At 60.4% G+C, this 17,879-nt stretch carries 13 protein-coding genes; 4 read left to right on the plus strand and 9 right to left on the minus strand.

All coding sequences use genetic code 11. The annotated features are described in order from the left end of the window. Positions 1-121: 121 nt before the first annotated feature. The 5 genes from ABNW52_RS16680 to folE all read right to left on the minus strand — a co-directional run bounded on the left by ABNW52_RS16680 (position 122) and on the right by folE (position 4,954). On the minus strand, positions 122-1,066 hold the full coding sequence (locus ABNW52_RS16680) for an RnfABCDGE type electron transport complex subunit D (RefSeq protein ID WP_349590268.1): 945 nt from the start codon (positions 1,064-1,066) through the stop codon (positions 122-124). Then, positions 1,063-2,451: an electron transport complex subunit RsxC gene (gene rsxC, locus ABNW52_RS16685; protein WP_349590270.1), complete on the minus strand. Its 1,389-nt coding sequence runs from the start codon at positions 2,449-2,451 to the stop codon at positions 1,063-1,065. Before rsxC ends, ABNW52_RS16680 begins: the two co-directional genes overlap by 4 nt. Before the next feature lie 198 nt (positions 2,452-2,649). Then, complete coding sequence (locus tag ABNW52_RS16690) at positions 2,650-3,363, minus strand: RNA polymerase sigma factor (RefSeq protein WP_349590273.1); 714 nt, start codon at positions 3,361-3,363, stop codon at positions 2,650-2,652. 72 nt (positions 3,364-3,435) lie between these two features. Further along, positions 3,436-4,161: a ferredoxin--NADP reductase gene (locus ABNW52_RS16695; RefSeq protein WP_349590276.1), complete on the minus strand. Its 726-nt coding sequence runs from the start codon at positions 4,159-4,161 to the stop codon at positions 3,436-3,438. Positions 4,162-4,234: 73 nt separating this feature from the next. Beyond that, positions 4,235-4,954, minus strand: coding sequence for a GTP cyclohydrolase I (gene folE, locus ABNW52_RS16700; RefSeq protein ID WP_349590278.1), 720 nt, complete (start codon positions 4,952-4,954; stop codon positions 4,235-4,237). A gap of 796 nt (positions 4,955-5,750) precedes the next feature. On the opposite strand from folE, the gene acnA reads away from it, so the two are divergent. Further along, complete coding sequence (acnA, locus tag ABNW52_RS16705) at positions 5,751-8,429, plus strand: aconitate hydratase AcnA (RefSeq protein WP_349590280.1); 2,679 nt, start codon at positions 5,751-5,753, stop codon at positions 8,427-8,429. Positions 8,430-8,510: 81 nt separating this feature from the next. Here acnA and ABNW52_RS16710 read toward each other — a convergent pair whose 3' ends face one another. After that, complete coding sequence (locus tag ABNW52_RS16710) at positions 8,511-8,990, minus strand: Lrp/AsnC family transcriptional regulator (RefSeq protein ID WP_349590283.1); 480 nt, start codon at positions 8,988-8,990, stop codon at positions 8,511-8,513. A gap of 134 nt (positions 8,991-9,124) precedes the next feature. Between ABNW52_RS16710 and ABNW52_RS16715 the strand changes: the two genes are divergently transcribed. Continuing rightward, positions 9,125-10,165 carry a zinc-dependent alcohol dehydrogenase family protein gene (locus tag ABNW52_RS16715; RefSeq protein ID WP_349590286.1) on the plus strand — a complete coding sequence of 347 codons (1,041 nt, stop codon included), beginning with the start codon at positions 9,125-9,127 and terminating at the stop codon, positions 10,163-10,165. 307 nt (positions 10,166-10,472) lie between these two features. Here ABNW52_RS16715 and ABNW52_RS16720 read toward each other — a convergent pair whose 3' ends face one another. The 3 genes from ABNW52_RS16720 to ABNW52_RS16730 all read right to left on the minus strand — a co-directional run bounded on the left by ABNW52_RS16720 (position 10,473) and on the right by ABNW52_RS16730 (position 15,724). Further along, the gene (locus tag ABNW52_RS16720) at positions 10,473-13,073 is read right to left on the minus strand and encodes a bifunctional diguanylate cyclase/phosphodiesterase (protein ID WP_349590288.1); all 2,601 of its coding nucleotides are present in this window, start codon (positions 13,071-13,073) and stop codon (positions 10,473-10,475) included. 92 nt (positions 13,074-13,165) lie between these two features. After that, positions 13,166-13,951, minus strand: a complete 786-nt coding sequence (locus tag ABNW52_RS16725; RefSeq protein ID WP_349590291.1) for a substrate-binding periplasmic protein — start codon at positions 13,949-13,951, stop codon at positions 13,166-13,168. Positions 13,952-14,311: 360 nt separating this feature from the next. After that, a complete protein-coding gene (locus ABNW52_RS16730) occupies positions 14,312-15,724 on the minus strand; it encodes an aminotransferase-like domain-containing protein (RefSeq protein ID WP_349590294.1) in 1,413 nt (470 codons plus the stop codon). A 126-nt stretch (positions 15,725-15,850) separates the two neighbouring features. Here ABNW52_RS16730 and ABNW52_RS16735 point away from each other — a divergent pair, with 126 nt between their 5' ends. Continuing rightward, complete coding sequence (locus ABNW52_RS16735; protein WP_349590297.1) at positions 15,851-16,615, plus strand: transporter substrate-binding domain-containing protein; 765 nt, start codon at positions 15,851-15,853, stop codon at positions 16,613-16,615. A 96-nt stretch (positions 16,616-16,711) separates the two neighbouring features. Further along, on the plus strand, positions 16,712-17,800 hold the full coding sequence (locus ABNW52_RS16740; protein ID WP_349590300.1) for a M14 family metallopeptidase: 1,089 nt from the start codon (positions 16,712-16,714) through the stop codon (positions 17,798-17,800). Positions 17,801-17,879 lie beyond the last annotated feature (79 nt).

The following is a 17,879-nucleotide window of genomic DNA, read 5'->3' on the forward strand; positions in this document are numbered from 1 at the left end:
CAATTCACAGCTCCTGTCAGACAACAGTCATGCTAGCGCTTAGGCATGACGGCCTGTTCTGACCGTGGGAGTGAATTATTGGCTTGCCATTGGCTGTTACCTGTAATTTCTAGGTGGAGGGTTACTCGCGCGTAGGTTGCCAGCCCTGTCCTGGCGGATTGAATTTCCGGGCCAGCTGGTTCAGCTGCGGTACCAGCATGTTGGCCGCCAGCACGGCAAAGCACAGGCCGTCGGCGTACAGGCCGAACTCGCGCACCAGCTCGGTAATCACACCAATGGTCAGCCCGAACAGGATGCGGCCAACCTTGCAGTCCGGGCTGGTCACTGGGTCGGTGGCGATAAAGAACGCTGCGAACATATAGCCACCCAGCGTCAGGCTGTGCAGGCTTTCCTGTAGGTTGTGACCGGCGGCCATGCACAGCAGCACCGAGCTGCACATCATTGCCAGCGGGATTTCCAGCCGGCTGACCCGCAGCAACGCCAGCAGCAGACCGCCGGCAAGATAGCCGCTCCAGGACAGCAGCGGTGCCGGGGCATCCAGCCGCTCGTGGGCAAGTGGTGTGGCGCTGCTCAGCGCATCCAGTTGCAGGCGGGGCACCAGTTGTAGCTGTTGCTGCAGGATGGTGGGGATATCGAGCTGCAGCGTCCAAGGTGCTTGGAAACCGGGCGCCGGGTACTGCAGCTGATAAAAGCAGACCGCCACCACGCCCAGACCGGCCATCACCGGGTTGAGACGATTCTTGCCCAGGCCGCCGCTGCCATGCTTCACCAGCCCCAGAGCCACCAGCGTGGCGAGCGCTATCAGCCAGAGCGGCGATAGCAGTGGCAGCGCGCGCGCCATCAGGCAGCCGCATACCAGCCAACTCATATCGCCCAGGCCGTGCCTGATGTCTTCGCGCCGTAGGTGCAGGCACAAGGTTTCCATCAGCAGTGCCAGCAGGATGCACCAACCGGCCTGCAGCCAGACCACGGGACCAAACTGCCAGGCATGCAGCACAGTGCCCGGCAGCAGGGCCAGGACGACGGTTAGCATAATGCCGCTGACGCTGTTGGGGCGCAGGGTCATGACCGGACTCCCAGCCAGATGGTGCGCTTGGCCTGACGAAAGCTGTCGCGCAGCGGCAGCTTGCTCGGGCAGACATGGCTGCAGGCGCCGCACTCGATGCAGGCGCCCAGCTGCTCCTGCTGCAGGGCGGGGCGATCCTGCTGCTGGCAGGCGGCCAACAGGTGCAGCGGGCGCAGCGACATCGGGCAGGCGTCGACGCAACGGTTACAGCGGATGCAGGGCCGGCTGGCTTGCGCGGCAGGCAGGAAGGCCTCGGCCTGCACCAGCAGCCCGCTGGTGGTTTTGCTGATCACGGCTCTGGCATCGGCCAGCTTGCGGCCCATCATCGGACCGCCAATGTGTACGCTGCCATCGCCTTGCGCTTGCGCTGCCGCCAGCACGCTGGCCACCGGCAGGCCGATCGGTGCCTCGACATTGCCTGGCTGTGCTACTGCACCGCTGATGGTGACAATGCGGCTGACCAGTGGTCGGCCGTGCAGCACGGCGCGGCCGAGCGCATAGACGGTGGCGACATTGAGCACCATCACCCCCACCTCGGCCGGCAGCTTGCCAGGCGCCAGCGTACGCCCGGTTAGGCTCTTGATCAGCAAGGGTTGGCCGCCGGCGGGGTAGCGCAGCGGCAGTGTCAGCACTTCGATGTGGCAGTCGCTGCCGACCGCGGCCTGCCACAGTGCGGCGATGGCCTGCGGCTTGTTGGGTTCGATACCGATACGCACCCGGCCGATGGCGAATACGCTGGCCAGCAGCGCCGCCGCGGCAACGATCTCGCCGGCGCGCTCGCGCATCAGACGATCATCGCAGGTAAGAAACGGCTCGCACTCGGCGCCGTTGATTAGCAAGGTGTCCGGACTGGCACCCTGCAGCTTCAGACCGGTCGGAAAGCCGGCGCCACCCAGTCCCACCAGCCCCATCTGCATGGCGAATGCCGCTAGGCTGGCGGGGGTCAGTACCGTCGTCGGGCGGCAGGCCGGCGCCCATTCGTCCAGCCCGTCGGCGGCGATGTACACCGCCGCTTGGCGCTGGTCGCCATCCGCCGGGCAGCACTCCTTGATGGCAGTGACCACGCCGGAGGTAGAGGCGTGCGCCCAGACAGTACCCGCCGGGCCATCACCGATCACCTCGCCCTTGCATACCCGTTGACCAACCTGGACACAGGGCTGCGCACTGCTGCGACCATGGCTCAGCGGGATCGCCAGTTCCTGTCCTGCCAACGGCAGCGAGCGGATGGGAGTATGGTTGGAAAGCTGTTTGTGTCCTCGCAGGCGCACCCCGCCGCGCCAATGCCCACGTTGCTGGACCGAGTTGAACAGCTGGCGTAGCAGGGGCAGCTGGCTGATGGCAAACGGCAGCTGCTGGGTGATGCGGGCAGGAATTGTCGATGTCATGGGAACTTTTCGGCGCGGTAGTCATCTGCTCGAGCCGCAGTTTAGCCATGTATCAAGATAAATACAAATCGTTATCATTTGATAAAAAATACGAAGCCACCCCAATTACTAGTAGGTAACTCAACAGGTGTAGGGCCTTCATTGCGCGGTGCAGGCTGGTCTGTCCCGCCCCCCCTGAGTCCGCAATTTAGGCCGGTGTCAGCTTCTGGTATGCAAACCTTCGGCATGCATCCTTGCCAGCACGCCTGCGACGATACGGTCACAGCGGGCGCCATCGAAGGAGAAAGCGTCACTCAGGGCAACATCGATCTGGCTGGCCAGCCCCTCACGCAGCAGGCTACGCGCACGGAAAAACCGGGTCCGCACGGTAGCTTCAGGAATATCCAGTGCCTGCGACACTTCTTCCACGCTCATTTCTTCGACTGCCCGCAACATGAATACCGTGCGAAACACTTCGGGCAGCAGATCGATGCGAGCTTCCAGCAGCTTGCGCAGCTGGGCTCGCATGGCAAGACTTTCTGGTCGCTCGTCAGGATCGTTGGTCAGCGATGCCTGGACTTCTGGTTCGATGGAGTTCATGGCAGTAAATAGTGGAATGACTTGCGCAGTCTTTTTTCTCAGCCGCCCTAACGCCTCATTGGCGACGATCCGCACCAGCCAAGTGGAAAGTTTGGCGTCTGAACGGAAGCCATCCAGTGCCCGCCAGGCGCGTAAATAGGCTTCCTGCAGGGCATCTTCGGCCTCCGAATCACTGTTCAGAATGCTGCGCGCCGTTCGAAACAACAACCGGTTGTGGCGCCGCATGATGACCTCGAAAGCCGCCTCATCCCCGTTGGCCGCACGCAATACCAACTCCGCTTCCGTGGTTTGCTGTGAAATGGGGGACGGCACCTGGAGTTGTGGGTTTACCATGCGTTCTCCCCCAGGGTGCACCGCAGACTCTCTGTTGCGAACCGGGTCAGCGTTGGCAAACAAGCGGCCAGATCAATAACCATAAAATTCCTCGCTTCGTACCTCGTCCTCGTCGATATCCGCATCCGTCAGTACCTGGCGTATCGCGGCAACCATCGCGGGCGGGCCAGATACATAGAAAATCGGCGCCACCAACCCCGCGATAGCCTGCTTGATCCAGGCACCGTCGATCTTGCTGGTTGCACCATGCCAGTCTTGTGTCGAGTGCGCGATGTCCGTCATGGTTGCCATCAGGCGAAACCGCGGGTTTTCGCGTTCCAGCTGCTGTAACTCGCCGAGAAATGCCGTGTCTTCGGGGCGACGATTGGAGTACAGCAACAGCAGGTCTTGCTGTTGCTGATGCATTGCCGCGTGCCGCAGCATGCTCATGAACGGTGTCACCCCGATTCCGCCAGCAATGAGCACAGCAGGCCGCGCCATGTTCTTGTGCAGCGTGAGTGCGCCGAAGGGGCCGTCAATCATGACCTCCGTCCCACCGGGCAATTTGCCTAGCGTGCGCTTGAAGACACTGTCACGCATACGGGTCGCCACCGCCAGTTCACCTTCATGCGGCGCACTGATGATGGAGAAGGTATGGCGGACATCCGACGAATTGGGGTCTGCATGCGCCCCAGGCAAAATCAGGTCTATGGCCTGCCCCGGCTTGAAGACAAAACCAGACGGTTTTTCGAAGCAGAAAGCCATGGTGCCTTCGGCAACCATGTTCCGGGAAGTCAATCGGACAGCGTACTCAGACATGGCAAACCTCCAGATTCCGGACAGTTGTCGGCTCCCGCAAGTCGGGGCCGGCCAGCATCCTGCTGCGGCACACTCAGCGGCGGTTCCCGAGCAGGCTCAGAAACTCGCCCCGTAGCGTCGCATCCTTCAAAAACACCCCGCGCATGACAGAGTTCTGCATCAGCGCACCATCATCCTTGACGCCACGCCAGCTCATGCAGAAGTGGTTGGCCTCCATGACGATGGCCAGGCCGTCTGGCCGGATGCGCTGCTCCAGCTCGTCCGCCAGCATGACCACGGCTTCTTCCTGGATCTGCGGGCGGTTCATGACCCATTCTGCCAGGCGGGCGTGCTTGGACAGGCCGATCAAGTCCGATGACGCATTGGGCAGTATGCCAATCCACACCTTCCCCAGAATCGGGCACAAGTGATGCGAACAGGCACTGCGTACCATCACCGGGCCGACAATCATCAGCTCGTTGAGCTGCGACACGTTCGGAAAGGCAGTCGCCACCGGTGCGGCTTCATAGCGGCCACGAAATACTTCATGCACAAACATCTTGGCGACCCGCTTGGCGGTATTGGCGGTGTTGTGGTCGTTCTGGGTATCAATCACCAAGGCACGCAGCACGCCTTGCAGTTGATGCTCGACCTCGGCACGCAGTTCGTCCAGTTCACCATCCTGGAGGAAGGCAGAAATATTGTTGTTTGCATGGAAGCGTTGCCCCGCTTCAATCAATCGACGGCGGATACGATCGGAGGCTCGTTCTTTGTGCACAACGGGTTTCTCCTGAAATACCGGTTCGAGCAGCACGGATGGTTTCCTCGGACAATGATTGATGGACTCGACAAGTACCCGGCCTAGTTATTTAGTGCGGCCAACCTTGAAGAGATGGCTGCTTGCTGTCGAGTCACACGCAGGCAAGCCAACTTACCGCGCTGTTTGAAAAATGTTTTCGGCCCAGCACGGGAAAGCTTTTCCATCTCTACACGAAGTGAAAGAGAAACTGCATGCAGGCAACAAGCATCACACCTGACCATTAGATGGAGCGACTTTCAGACGCGTTCCCGAATGGAAACCGTTGGGTAGGTGCTGTGGCTTCCTGAGATTTAGTATTGGTTGTCTGGTCTGTCCCAGCGCTGCAGGACAGACCCGTTCGGGATATGCAAGGAGCAGGATAGGCGCGCTCGGCCAAGACAGACTCGGCTGATTGCGCGGTGGGTGACACGATGCTGGTATTAGCTAGACAACGTTAACAACACTTGATCACAGGGTGTCGTGATGTCTGGCTACTACTTCATCGGCTGCGGCGACAATGACCTATGCCTTGGCTCCGGTTAGCAAGCCTAACTCCAGGTTGGCCATCTCTACGCTGCGCGCTTCTCCACCGTTAATGCCAAGATCAGCGCTGGATGCATCTGCTCGCAGGAGATTGCGAAGTGCTCCAGAGCGCATTCTCAGCGAATTCTATCGGGCCGAAACTGCCGGTTTTCAAGCGCATCGCTTCGCTCATTTGGCTTGCCCCATCGGGTCGAACTCCACTCTGCAGCCATAGTCCAATTTCATTCTGCCCGTATCGTTGTCGTCGCTACTTTTAAGGGAGTCAGTCATGCCCCTGCGAATCCAAGACAGTCAGCGCGCGTTTCCTTTGGCCTCTGGCCAACAAGTTTATTTCTACTCTTTGCCGGCCTTGGCCGAGCTTGGCGTTGGCGATGTCAGCCGTTTGCCGGTGTCCCTGCGTATCGTATTGGAATCGCTGCTGCGCAATATGGATGGGCACCGCATCACCGAGACGCACGTCCGGCAACTGGCCAACTGGCGGCCACAAGCTGCGCGCAGCGAGGAAATCCCCTTTGTAGTGGCTCGCATCGTGTTGCAGGATTTCACCGGTGTGCCGCTATTGTGCGATCTGGCGGGGATGCGCAATGTGGCGCAGCGCTTCGGCAAATCGCCCAGGCTGATTGAGCCATTGGTGCCGGTAGATCTGGTGGTGGACCACTCGGTGCAGGTGGATCACTTCCGCGAAGGCAACGCGCTGGATCTGAACATGCAGCTGGAGTTCCGCCGTAACGCCGAGCGCTACCGTTTCATCAAGTGGGGAATGCAAGCCTTCGATACCTTCAAGGTGGTGCCACCGGGCATCGGCATCGTCCACCAGGTAAACCTGGAATACTTGGCACGCGGCGTGCTGCACAAGGACGATGTCTATTATCCAGACACGCTGGTGGGCACTGATTCGCACACCACCATGATCAACGCGCTGGGTGTGGTGGGCTGGGGTGTGGGTGGCATCGAGGCCGAGGCCGGCATGCTGGGCCAGCCGGTGTATATGCTGACACCGGACATCGTCGGGGTGAATCTCAGTGGTCGGCTGCAGGCCGGCGTCACCGCGACCGACCTGGTGCTGGTAGTGACCGAGATGTTACGTAAAGCCAATGTGGTGGGGCAGTTCGTCGAGTTCTTTGGCACTGGCGCCGCCACGCTGACGCTACCGGACCGCGCCACGCTGGCCAATATGGCGCCGGAGTACGGCGCCACCATGGGCTTCTTCCCGCCGGACGAGCAGACCGCAGCCTATCTTGCCGCCACCGGCCGAAGCGAGGCCGAGGTGGAGGCTTTTCGAGGCTACTTCCAGGCACAGGGTATGTTCGGCATGCCTACAGCGGGCGATATCGACTACAGCCGCGTGTTGGAGCTAGATCTGGACAGCGTGGTACCGAGCGTGGCTGGCCCGAAACGGCCGCAGGACCGCATCGCGCTGCCGGCACTGAAGACCCGTTTCAATGAATTGCTAATGCAGCCAACGTCCAGCGGCGGCTACGGCAAGGCCGGCACGGTGCCAGCGTCCAGTGGCGCACTCGATCATGGCGCGGTGCTGATCGCCGCCATCACCTCCTGCACCAATACTTCCAACCCCGGCGTGATGCTGGCGGCCGGCCTGCTGGCGCAGAAAGCGGCGGCGCGCGGGCTGAAAGTGGCACCTCACATCAAGACCTCTCTGGCACCTGGCTCGCGGGTCGTGACTGACTATCTCGCCAAGGCCGGCCTGCTGTTACCGCTGGAACAGCTGGGCTTCCGGGTGGTGGCCTATGGTTGCACCACCTGTATCGGCAATTCGGGGCCGTTGGAGGCAGCGCTGGAGGCGGAAATCACCAGCAAGGACCTGATATGCGCTGCGGTGCTGTCCGGCAACCGCAATTTCGAGGCGCGCATCCACCCGGCGATCAAGGCCAACTTTCTGATGAGCCCGCCACTGGTAGTGGCTTTCGCCATCGCCGGCCGGGTTGACATCGACCTGGATAGCCAGCCCCTGGGCGTGGACAGTGCCGGCCAGCCGGTGTATCTGCGCGAGGTCTGGCCCAGCAGCCAGGAAGTGGCTGACGCGTTACGCCAAACCGCCTCCCCGGCCACTTACCACCGACTGTACCAAGGCTTTGCCAGCAGTAATCCGCTATGGAACGGAATCGTCGCGCCGACGGAGCAGGTATATGGCTGGGACGCCTCCAACTATATTGCCGAACCGCCGTTCTTCCAGGACTTTGCCATGCAACCTGCCGCGGTGCCGACGGTGACCGGCGCGCGGGCACTGGCTATCTTCGGTGATTCAATCACCACCGACCACATTAGCCCGGCCGGCTCGATCAAGGCAGATTCACCGGCTGGGCAGTATCTGCTACAGCAAGGCATCAAACCGCTGGATTTCAATAGCTACGGCTCGCGCCGTGGCCACCATGAGGTGATGATGCGCGGCACCTTCGCCAATGTGCGCATCCGCAACCTGATGCTGCCGCCGGACAATGACGGCAAGCCGGTGGAAGGCGGCCTGACACTGAGCCAGCCAGACGGCACGCTACAGTTCATTTACGACGCAGCGATGGCTTATCAACAGGCTGGCACGCCGGCACTGATCTTTGCTGGAGAGGAATACGGTACCGGCTCCAGCCGCGACTGGGCGGCCAAGGGCACCCGGCTCTTGGGCGTGAAGGCAGTGATCGCCCGCAGCTTCGAACGTATCCACCGTTCCAATCTGGTAGGTATGGGCGTGTTGCCCTTACAGTTCACCGGCACAGACAGCGCCGCGGGCTTGAAAGGCGACGAAGTGTTCGACCTGAGCGGACTGGAGGACAACATCCAACCGCAGCAGCCAGTGATGCTGACGGTGCGACGTCCGGATGGACAAACCCGGCAATTACAGCTGCTGTTACGGATAGATACACCGGTAGAGGTGGAGTATTACCGCCATGGCGGCATTCTGCCATATGTATTGCGGCAGCTTCTGACTGGGTAGCGGACAGAATAATGGTTGATGTCAGGATAGTTGCGACGGCTTTTTTGCGGGTTGGTCTTGTCGGTAAAGTTCTGAGTCTATCTAGCTTATTTCAATATCCGTAATCGGTAACTTGTTCGTCACCTTCATCTCTCGCAATGAAATATTCGAGCGGATGCTCAATACGCCCGGCAATTTTCTCAGCACTTTCTCGACAAAACGGCTGTAGTCATCGAGATCCCTGGCAACTACCTGCAACAGAAAGTCGGCCTCGCCGGTTGTGTTGTGACAAGCGAGCACATTGGGGCTGGCCTGGATGATCCGCTCGAACGCGGCAGTGACCTCCTCGCTGTGCTGCGTACAGACGATCTGCACAAAGGCCATCACACCGATCCCGAGCTTGCGTCGGTTCAGGATCGCTTTATAGCCTTCGATCACCCCCATCTCTTCCAGCCGCTTTTGGCGCCGCCAGCAGGAGGCTTCGCTTAGGGCGAGCTGTTCGGCAAGCCGGGCATTGGACAGCCGGCCATCCTGTTGCAGCCGGTCGGCAATGGCAATGTCCACTTTGTCGAGCGCGGTCATGGCGAAACAACCTTTCAATCCGTTTTCACTGGTGAAATGCTATTTCATATTCCCTGTTATTCCAATAGCAAGTAGAAAGGTAAATTCACCGCAATGCTTCACAATGAAGGAACAGTTCAACACAGGAGCCCCCCATGAAAGCTGTTGTTTATGAGTCCTTTGCCGACCCACCGCAACTAACGACTGTGCCCGATCCGACGCCGGAATCCGGCGGGGTGGTCATCAAGGTCATGGCGACCGGTGTTTGCCGCAGCGACTGGCATGGCTGGGTCGGTCATGACCCGGACATTCGCCTGCCCCATGTACCGGGGCATGAGTTCTCGGGCGTCGTGGAGGCGGTGGGCAAGCAGGTGACGAAATGGCGGTTGGGCGACCGGGTCACCGTTCCGTTTGTGGCCGGGTGCGGTCATTGCCCCGAATGCCACTCCGGCAACCATCAGGTCTGCGACCATCAGTTTCAGCCCGGCTTCACCCACTGGGGATCATTTGCCGAGTTCGTGTCGATTCATCAGGCGGACATCAATCTGGTGTCCTTGCCGGAAACGCTGGACTTCACCACCGCGGCCAGCCTGGGGTGCCGGTTCGTCACCTCGTTCCGCGCGGTAGTGGATCAGGGTAAGACCTCGGCCGGCCAGTGGGTGGCGGTTCATGGCTGCGGTGGCGTCGGCCTGTCCGCCATCATGATTGCCAATGCCATTGGCGCGAATGTCATCGCCATTGATATTTCGGATGACAAGCTCGATCTCGCCCGCGCCCTCGGTGCGGTTGCCACGGTAAACGCCGCCAAAGTAGCCAACGTGGTCGAAGCCGTGCTGGAAATCACCCGGGGCGGCGCGCACGTGTCCCTGGATGCACTCGGGCACCCCACCACCTGCGTCAACTCGGTCAGCAACCTGCGCAAACGCGGCAAGCATGTCCAGGTCGGCCTTATGTTGGGTGAGCACAGCACCCCGGCCATTCCGATGAGCAAGGTCATCGCGCACGAGCTTGAAATCCTGGGCAGCCACGGCATGCAGGCGCACCGCTATGACGCCATGTTCGCGATGATGAAGTCGGGCAAGCTGGCGCCGGAAAAGCTCATCGGCCGGACGATCAACCTTGAGCAGTCGATCGATGTGCTGATGAATATGGACAAATTCGAAGTTGCAGGCGTGACAGTCGTCACGGAGTTCTGAGAGGCGTGTGATGCATCAACGCGGAGGGTGCTCGTAACTGCGTTTTGAATCGCCCTTGTTTGCCTGTGACACCAATGGCTGCTTTCAAGTATGAAAGTAGCCATTGCTCATGATGGGCTTCCGCGACAGCTCAGGCGACACTACTACCGGTCTGGTGGGTATTCCGGCAGATCCTCGGCCTAAGCAGTCTTTCAGCAGAGATGAAAGGAACGACCGGGTTACTCAGAATCTCGGACATGCGCCCCTACAGGAGCCGGGGTAGTCCAGGTTCTGGATAGCAGTATTAACCAGCTTTTTCCCAGTTTGGTTATGCCGATAACGTGAATCTGTTTGGCGTATGCACCTGATTCTGTCTCATGGCGATTAAGTCGGGCAGTGGCAGAGGTTGAGCAAATAGATAGCCTTGATAATTACGACAGCCTTGTTGCTGTAAAAACGCCAGCTGCTCCGCCGTTTCCACCCCTTCAGCCAGTAAATTCAGGTTTAGTGCCCTGGCCAGCACAATGACGGTACGCACAATGGCGGCATCGTGCTGGTCGTGCATAACGTTGCGCACAAAGGACTGATCAACTTTCAGCTGGTCCAGCGGCAGTTTTTTCAGATAGGCAAGTGACGAATAGCCGGTACCGAAATCATCCAGCGCAAACCGCACACCGCTTTGCCGTAGTGGCGCCATCTTGCTGCGGCTGGCTTCGATGTCGTCTACCAGTCCGCTTTCCGTCAGTTCCATTATCAGCCGTTGCGGCGGGGCACTGGTGGCGGCGAGAATGGTTTGTACTTGGCTGGTGAAGTCTGGGTGCCGCAGCTGCTTAATACTGATGTTCACCGACAGGCTAAGGTCGGCCATGGCTGGCTGTTGACTGAACAGCTGTAGCTGGAAGCAGGCCTGTTCCAACACCCATTGACCGATGGGTATGATCAGCCCGGTTTCTTCTGCCAGCGCAATAAAGCGGTCCGGGCTCAATAGGCCAAGGCTAGGGTGCAGCCAGCGCAGCAGCACTTCCGCGCCATGGATGTTGCCGGCCTGGTCAACTTGTGGCTGGTACATCAGGCGTAGCTGGCCGCCAGCCACGGCCTGGCGCAGCGCTGCTTCCAGACTGGCGCGCTCGCTCAACGTCTTTTGCATCTGCGGTTCAAAGAAATGCACCGCATTGCGGCCAGCGGCCTTGGCACTGTACAGGGCCAGATCGGCCCGTTTCATCAGTTCGTCGCCGTTATGCTGGCCATCGGCAAACATGGCAATGCCAATGCTGGGGGTGGAGTGGTAGTCATGTCCGGCTAGGTCGTAGGGCGCATTCAGTGCCAGCCGGATGCGTTCACCCAGGCGGAGAGCAAGTTTCGCCGCTTCGTCGCAGTTCTTGCTCAGATTGGGCAATAGCACCACGAATTCATCGCCGCCCAGACGGGCCACGGTGTCGTCTTCGCGTACGCAGTGGTTCAGACGCTGGGCGACATCTTGCAGCAGCAAGTCGCCCATGTCATGGCCGAGGGTATCGTTCAGAGTCTTGAAGTTGTCCAAATCGATGAACAGCAGCGCGCCTTCATTTCCGCGTCGCCCGGCACTGCCGACTGCCTGCTGCAGGCGCTCCAGCAACAGGCGGCGGTTTGGCAGCCGGGTCAGCGGGTCGTAATACGCCAGATTACGGATTTCCTCCTCGGCACGTTTGCGCTGGGTGATATCCGTCAGGGTGGCAACGTAGTGGCTGATGTGGTCCTGAGCATCGCTCACCGCGGTGATAGTGAGCCACTCCGGGTAAATGTCGCCGCTCTTGCGACGGTTCCAGATTTCACCGCTCCAGAAGCGACAACTTTGTAACTGTCGCCACATCTCGTTGTAAAACGCTTGTGGATGTTTACCTGAACTCAGCAGGTGCGGTGTTTGGCCGACGGCTTCTGCCTCGCTGTAACCTGTTATGGTGGTAAAGGCGCGGTTGACCCGCAGGATGTTGTTGTTGGCATCGGTAACGAAAATGCCCTCCTGCGATTCGAACGCAGCGGCGGCAATGCGCAGCTGTTCTTCGTCTCGCTGGCGGCGGGCTTCCAGCTTCTCGAAACGTAGGTAGTACACGCTGGCCATGCCGATCAACAGCAGCAGGATGCTGCTGACCAGCGCAACGGCGAAGCGCGCTTCGTGGCGCCAGTTGGCCAATACCTGCTGGCGGTCCAGTCGTACCACGATAATGAACGGATACACACGCGATGCCCGGTAGGCACTGATTAGCTGCCTGCCGTCCGCCAGCCGTTCAGTAAAGCTGCCGGCTTCGCTCTGCGCCAGCTGGATGCGCAGGGCCGGGCTATATACCGTGGCCGCAGGCTGACGGTTGCTGCGGATCAGCAGGCTGCCATCGTAACGCAGCAGGGCGACTTGACCTTGTTCGGCGGCGAGGTGCGAGTTGTAGAAGTTCAGAAAATAGTCGGTATTGAGTGCCGCGACGGCAGTGCGCCAACTGCCATCCGGCTGCGCGGCATCCAGCAATAGCGGAATGAAACTGAGGGTGTCATCCGGCTGTCGGGCGGTCGCCCGCAGATCGGCGAAATCGCGACCGGCAAACAGCGGTCCGCTGCGCAGCACCGCCACCGGCGCCGTACTTTGCGGCATGAACATGCGACGATCCAGCGCGATGCCAAGGTTGGCCGCATTGGAGCTGTGGCGGATGTGGTCAGTGGCATCGGCAAGGGCAATCGAGCGCAGATACGGCGCTTGCTGCAGGTAGAACGACAGGCGCTGGTGGGCCTGCGGATCACTGCCTGCCAGGGTAAGCGTGCGCTCTACCACGGTGAGGCTCTGTGTCAGCTGGTCTTCCATGGCACGCGCGGTCAGGCCGGCCAGCGCAAACTGCCGCTCCAGGGTGTCGTTGTGCAGCCGCCATAATACCGAGCCGGTGGCAATGGCCGCGGCAAGCAGCACAAGCGCGATCGCCGTCAGAAAGACGTTGCGGCGCCGGCGGCGTGCCGCCGCAGGAGTCTGGAATGCAAAACTGTCCAAAATGTTAACCCGCCTCAATGCTCAGCGATCGGGTCCAGTTTGTTGCGCTTGATGGCTGCCTGCAGGCGACCATCGGCCCGTACCTTATCCAGGAAGGAAGATACCCGCTGATACCAAGCATCATCGCCCTTTTGCATGGCATAGGCGTAGTGTGTCAGGTGATAGGTACTCGGTGGTGACACCAGACGGGCCCAATCTGTAGTTTCCAGCATGCGGCGGCTGAACGGGTAGTCGGTCATGAATGCATCGGCGCGGCCGGCTTCCACTTCCTGCTCTCGTCCCTGCGGGGTCGCGGTTACCAGCAAAGTGGCTTGCTTTAATTTTTCGCGCATCACCGATTCGTGCAGCGTGCCCTTGGCCACCGCAACCACGGTGCCCGGCTTGTCGATATCGGCCCAGCTTTGGATGCGGCGGTTGCTGCGAGAGGTGATGGCGTATATGTCGCTCATTAGGTGCGGACGGGTGAAGCGCAAGTGTTCGCTACGCTGTGGCGTGATGCCGATGGCAAACATGGCGATGTCGCACTTGTCCTGCTCGATGTCATTGATCAGGTTGGCAAACGAGCTATCGATGAAGTGCACCGGTACCCGCAGCTCCTGCCCAAGCACATGGGCCATGTCGATATCGATGCCTGAGAGCTGCAGTGTTTTAGGATTGCGGTAGGAAATGCCGTAATAATCCGGCCAGATACAGACTTTCAGTTCATTGGCTGTCTGAATCTTTTCTAGGCGGCCAGCGTAGACGGCGGGCAGTTGCAGCAGACAGGTGGCAGCCAGTAGGCTCCGGAGCGTCCGTTTCATGGTGGGGATGCTTTCGTGATGACTTATTTTTGTACCTACACAACGCGCCATGACGGCATGATTTGCACGGTGGGCTTTATATTCGAATTTTATTGAGTGCCGCAACCGTATGAACTGAGAAAAATCAAAGGAGCTGTTTCCAGCTTCATGTCGCAACCCACTGAATTACCCCTCTTTGACTAGATGCATTTTCAGCCGCTTCCAATAGGAACGCGGCTATTTTCATCGGTCACGCGGTCGTCTGCTTTGGCCGAACAGTCGCCGACCAGGTTGACGAATCGTCAGTTGGCCGGCCAAACAGCCATTTCTCTTGGCCGAACATCGGCTGCTTTCACTCAGAAAGCAGCCTTCTCTTACCATCTACTGAAACAGGGACACTCCAGTTTGGCTCTGCTCCGCGTGCTGCGCCAGAAACGCAAAGCTAGTATCGTCCATATAGGCCGCATTGCAGCGCAACCACGAGCTGGGTTCGCGATGTACGCTGAACAGCACGCCGGGCGCCAGCAGGATGTCGTGCGCCAGGGCGGCTTCGGTCAGGGTGACGGCATCCAGCGTGTCGGGCAGGCGAACCCACACAAACAGGCTAGCCGCAGCCTCGGCAAAGACAGGCCAACCCAGACGGGCAAAGCCGTCGCGTGCCGCCAGGTTGGCCGCCAGCAGGCGCTGTTGCAGTTTTTGCAGCCGGCGGCGGTGCTGGCTGTCGGTCAGCATGCCCAGCGCCAGTTGTTCGGTCAGTAGTGATGAACTGAGGCCACTCACCATTTTGTGGTTCACCAGGGCATCGATCACGGTGTCGGCCGCCACCACATAACCCACCCGCAGTGAAGGTGCCAGCGTTTTGGAGACACTGCCGATATAGACCACGCGTTCGGTACCGCCCAGTGCTTGTAGCGGACCGGGCCCGCCGCTGGCCAGGGCCGCCGAGACGTCGTCTTCCACAATCCAGCAGCCGTGTTGTTCGGTCAGTTGCAGTACGCGATGAGCGGTGGCGTGCTGGTAACTGGCGCCAGTGGGGTTGTGCAGCCGAGGATTGGTAAAAAAGGCGCGGGGCTGGTGCTCGGCCAGCAGGGCCGCCAGACGGGAAGTGTCCGGGCCGTGCGGGGTCCAAGGCACACCAATCACCCGGGCGCCGGCCATGTGCAACTGGGCGATCAGGTTGCAGTAGCCCGGCTCGTCAACCAGCACGGCATCTCCTGGGCGCACCAGTACGCGGATGGCCAGTTGCAGTGCCTGGCTGGCACCCTCGGTCAGCAGCAGGTTGTCGGGGCGGGCGGGCAGGCCGCTTTCCTGCAGGTACGCGGCCAACCATTGGCGCAATGGCAGATAGCCCATCGACTCGCCATAGCCGGTCGGCGGGGTGATGCGGCCCATGCTGCGCAGGCTGCGTGCCAGTCCATCGCCGTCATACCATTCATCCGGCAGCCAGCCGCTGCCGGGCTGACGGTCGCTGTCGGCCGGGTTAAAGCGGTTGTCGATCAGCCAGAAGGCATCGGCACTGCGTTCAGGTTGCTGGGGCGGCAGCAGCGGTCGGCTGCCGGCGCGTGGCGTGACAAAAAAACCGTCTCCGCGACGGGCAATCAGTACACCTTCGGCCACCAGCCGGTCATATGCTTCGACCACGGTAAAAGTACTGACCCCGTGCTGGCCGGCAAACTGCCGGATCGAGGGCAGCTTTTCACCGGCGCGCAAGGTGTTGTCGGCTACGGTCCGGCGGACGGCAGCAACGATCCGCTCTATCAGCGAGCCTTGTTCTTGTTCCAGTTGCAAGCGCATGCAGACTCCAGTGTGCAGGTCATATGGCCTGTACAGTGCAGCGGAATGCCGCACGGGTCGTACATGGTAGCGCGAGCAGGCGGGAAATACAGTGCGTTATCCGCTGAGGAGACAAAGGAGAAACGCATGAAGACAAAACTGTTCTGCCTGATGGCCATGCAGGTGCTGGCCGGGGTGGCGCAAGCCGAAGAACCGTTGCGCGTAGTGACCGAAGGGACTTTCCCGCCGTACAGCATGACCAAATCCGACGGAAGCCTGACCGGCTTTGATGTGGACATCGCCAATGCCCTGTGCGCCGAGATGAAGGTGAAGTGCCAGATGGTGGCCAACGAATTCGACGGCATTATTCCGGGGCTGATTGCTCGCAAATTCGACATCGCCGTGGCATCGATGGCCATTACACCGGAACGCCAGAAAGCGGTAGCGTTCAGTGATAAATACCAGGGCGGGTATTCGACCTTTGTCGGCCGCATCGGCCAGAAGCTGGATGGTTCACCCGCCAGCATGAAGGGCAAGAACATTGCTGTGCAAACCGGCACCATCCAGGCCAATTACGCCAAGGCGGTGTACGCGCCGGCCGGTGCCTCGCTGCGCATGTACAGCACCGTAGAAAACGCACTGCTGGATGTGACCAGCGGCCGCGTGGATGCGTTGATGGTGGAAATCGGCAGCGCCTACGAGCTGAAAAAGACCCCCAAGGGCAAACTGGTTGAAATGTTCGGTCCCAAAATGAATGACCCGAAATACTTCGGTACCGGTTCAGGCATTGCCGTGCGCAAGGATGAAAAAGTGCTGCTGGGCAAGCTGAATGCGGCCCTGAAGACCATCATTGCCAACGGCACCTACAAGAAGATCAACAACAAGTATTTCGACTACAACCAGTACGACTGATTCGATTGCCGGCCCTGTGACCGGCAGCGGGTACGCTGTTGCTTCTACTCTCGGTTCCGCCCGGCCAGTAGCCGGGCGATTTTTTGGATGGATGGCATGCGCTGCATCGAACACACCTTGCCGGGGGGCATCCCGGGTACCCAATACCACTTTCAGAGCTATCACTTTGGCGAGACAGGGCATGACGCGCCTCACGTCTATCTGCAGGCCGGCTTGCATGCCGACGAACTGCCCGGCGTGCTGTTGCTGCACCGTCTGCGTAAACGGTTGATGGTGCTGGAGGCCGAAGGCAAGCTGGCCGGCCAGGTTGCCCTGGTGCCGATGTGTAATCCGGTCGGCATGGCCCAGCACTGGGCGGGCCAGCATCACGGCCGTTTTGAAACCGGCAGCGGCGAGAACTTCAACCGCCATTACCCCGATATCAGCCGGCAAGCGGCCGACCACATGGCACAGCAGGCATTGTCGCCGCGCGAGGCACTGCGGGCGGCGCTGGCCGCGCTGCCGCGCAACCAGGCGCTGGACTATCTGCGCTACACGCTGATGGATATGGCGCTGGCGGCCGACATGGTGCTAGATGTGCATTGCGACAGCGAGGCGGCGTTGCATTTGTATGGCAACCATCGTCATAGCGAGGCGGCCACCGAACTGGCCGGTTTCCTGCAGGCCGGCGCTACCTTGCTGTGCGACGAGGCCGGCGGCATGTCGTTTGACGATGCCGTGGTGCAAAACTGGCGCCGGCTGGAGCAGTATGTAGGCCGCACGCTGGCCATTCCGTTTGCCGTGACGGTGGAGCTGCGTGGCGTCGCCGATGTGGACGACCGATTTGCCGCCCGGGACGAAGGCGCGCTGCTGGCATGGCTGGTGGTGCAGGGCGTGTTGCGGGGCGAGCCGGTGGCCGCGCCGCAACCGCCGTACGCGCCAACCCCGCTGGAGGGAGTGGAGTGTGTGGTGGCGCCGCATGGCGGCATCGTGGTGTACCAGCTACCCTACGGGCAATGGTTGCCGGCCGGCAGCCGCCTGGGCTATGTGCTTGATCCGCTGAGTGGCGAGACGACGCCGCTGGATACCCGTCACGACGGTTTCTACTATGCGCGGGTCGCCGGCCGGCTGATCACGGCCGGCACCGAAGTGGCCTTCATTGCCACGGCCACCCCGCTGCGCGACGGCGCGCTGCTGTCGGCCTGAAGGTTGGCCGCGGTGCGGCGCTAATGCCGCCTCGTTTTGATTGGTGAATCGCCACAGTGAATCGCCACACGTTTGCTAG

Source organism: Vogesella oryzagri (assembly GCF_040148885.1).
Lineage (GTDB): Bacteria > Pseudomonadota > Gammaproteobacteria > Burkholderiales > Chromobacteriaceae > Vogesella > Vogesella oryzagri.

Excerpts from the sequence above, each read along its gene's own strand:
- ABNW52_RS16730 (WP_349590294.1), bottom strand. The coding sequence starts at position 15,724 with ATGCGCTTGCAACTGGAACAAGAACAAGGCTCGCTGATAGAGCGGATC.
- ABNW52_RS16690 (WP_349590273.1), bottom strand. The coding sequence starts at position 3,363 with ATGGTAAACCCACAACTCCAGGTGCCGTCCCCCATTTCACAGCAAACC.
- ABNW52_RS16715 (WP_349590286.1), top strand. The coding sequence starts at position 9,125 with ATGAAAGCTGTTGTTTATGAGTCCTTTGCCGACCCACCGCAACTAACG.
- ABNW52_RS16695 (WP_349590276.1), bottom strand. The coding sequence starts at position 4,161 with ATGTCTGAGTACGCTGTCCGATTGACTTCCCGGAACATGGTTGCCGAA.
- rsxC (WP_349590270.1), bottom strand. The coding sequence starts at position 2,451 with ATGACATCGACAATTCCTGCCCGCATCACCCAGCAGCTGCCGTTTGCC.
- ABNW52_RS16710 (WP_349590283.1), bottom strand. The coding sequence starts at position 8,990 with ATGACCGCGCTCGACAAAGTGGACATTGCCATTGCCGACCGGCTGCAA.
- ABNW52_RS16740 (WP_349590300.1), top strand. The coding sequence starts at position 16,712 with ATGCGCTGCATCGAACACACCTTGCCGGGGGGCATCCCGGGTACCCAA.
- ABNW52_RS16735 (WP_349590297.1), top strand. The coding sequence starts at position 15,851 with ATGAAGACAAAACTGTTCTGCCTGATGGCCATGCAGGTGCTGGCCGGG.
- acnA (WP_349590280.1), top strand. The coding sequence starts at position 5,751 with ATGCCCCTGCGAATCCAAGACAGTCAGCGCGCGTTTCCTTTGGCCTCT.
- ABNW52_RS16680 (WP_349590268.1), bottom strand. The coding sequence starts at position 1,066 with ATGACCCTGCGCCCCAACAGCGTCAGCGGCATTATGCTAACCGTCGTC.
- ABNW52_RS16725 (WP_349590291.1), bottom strand. The coding sequence starts at position 13,951 with ATGAAACGGACGCTCCGGAGCCTACTGGCTGCCACCTGTCTGCTGCAA.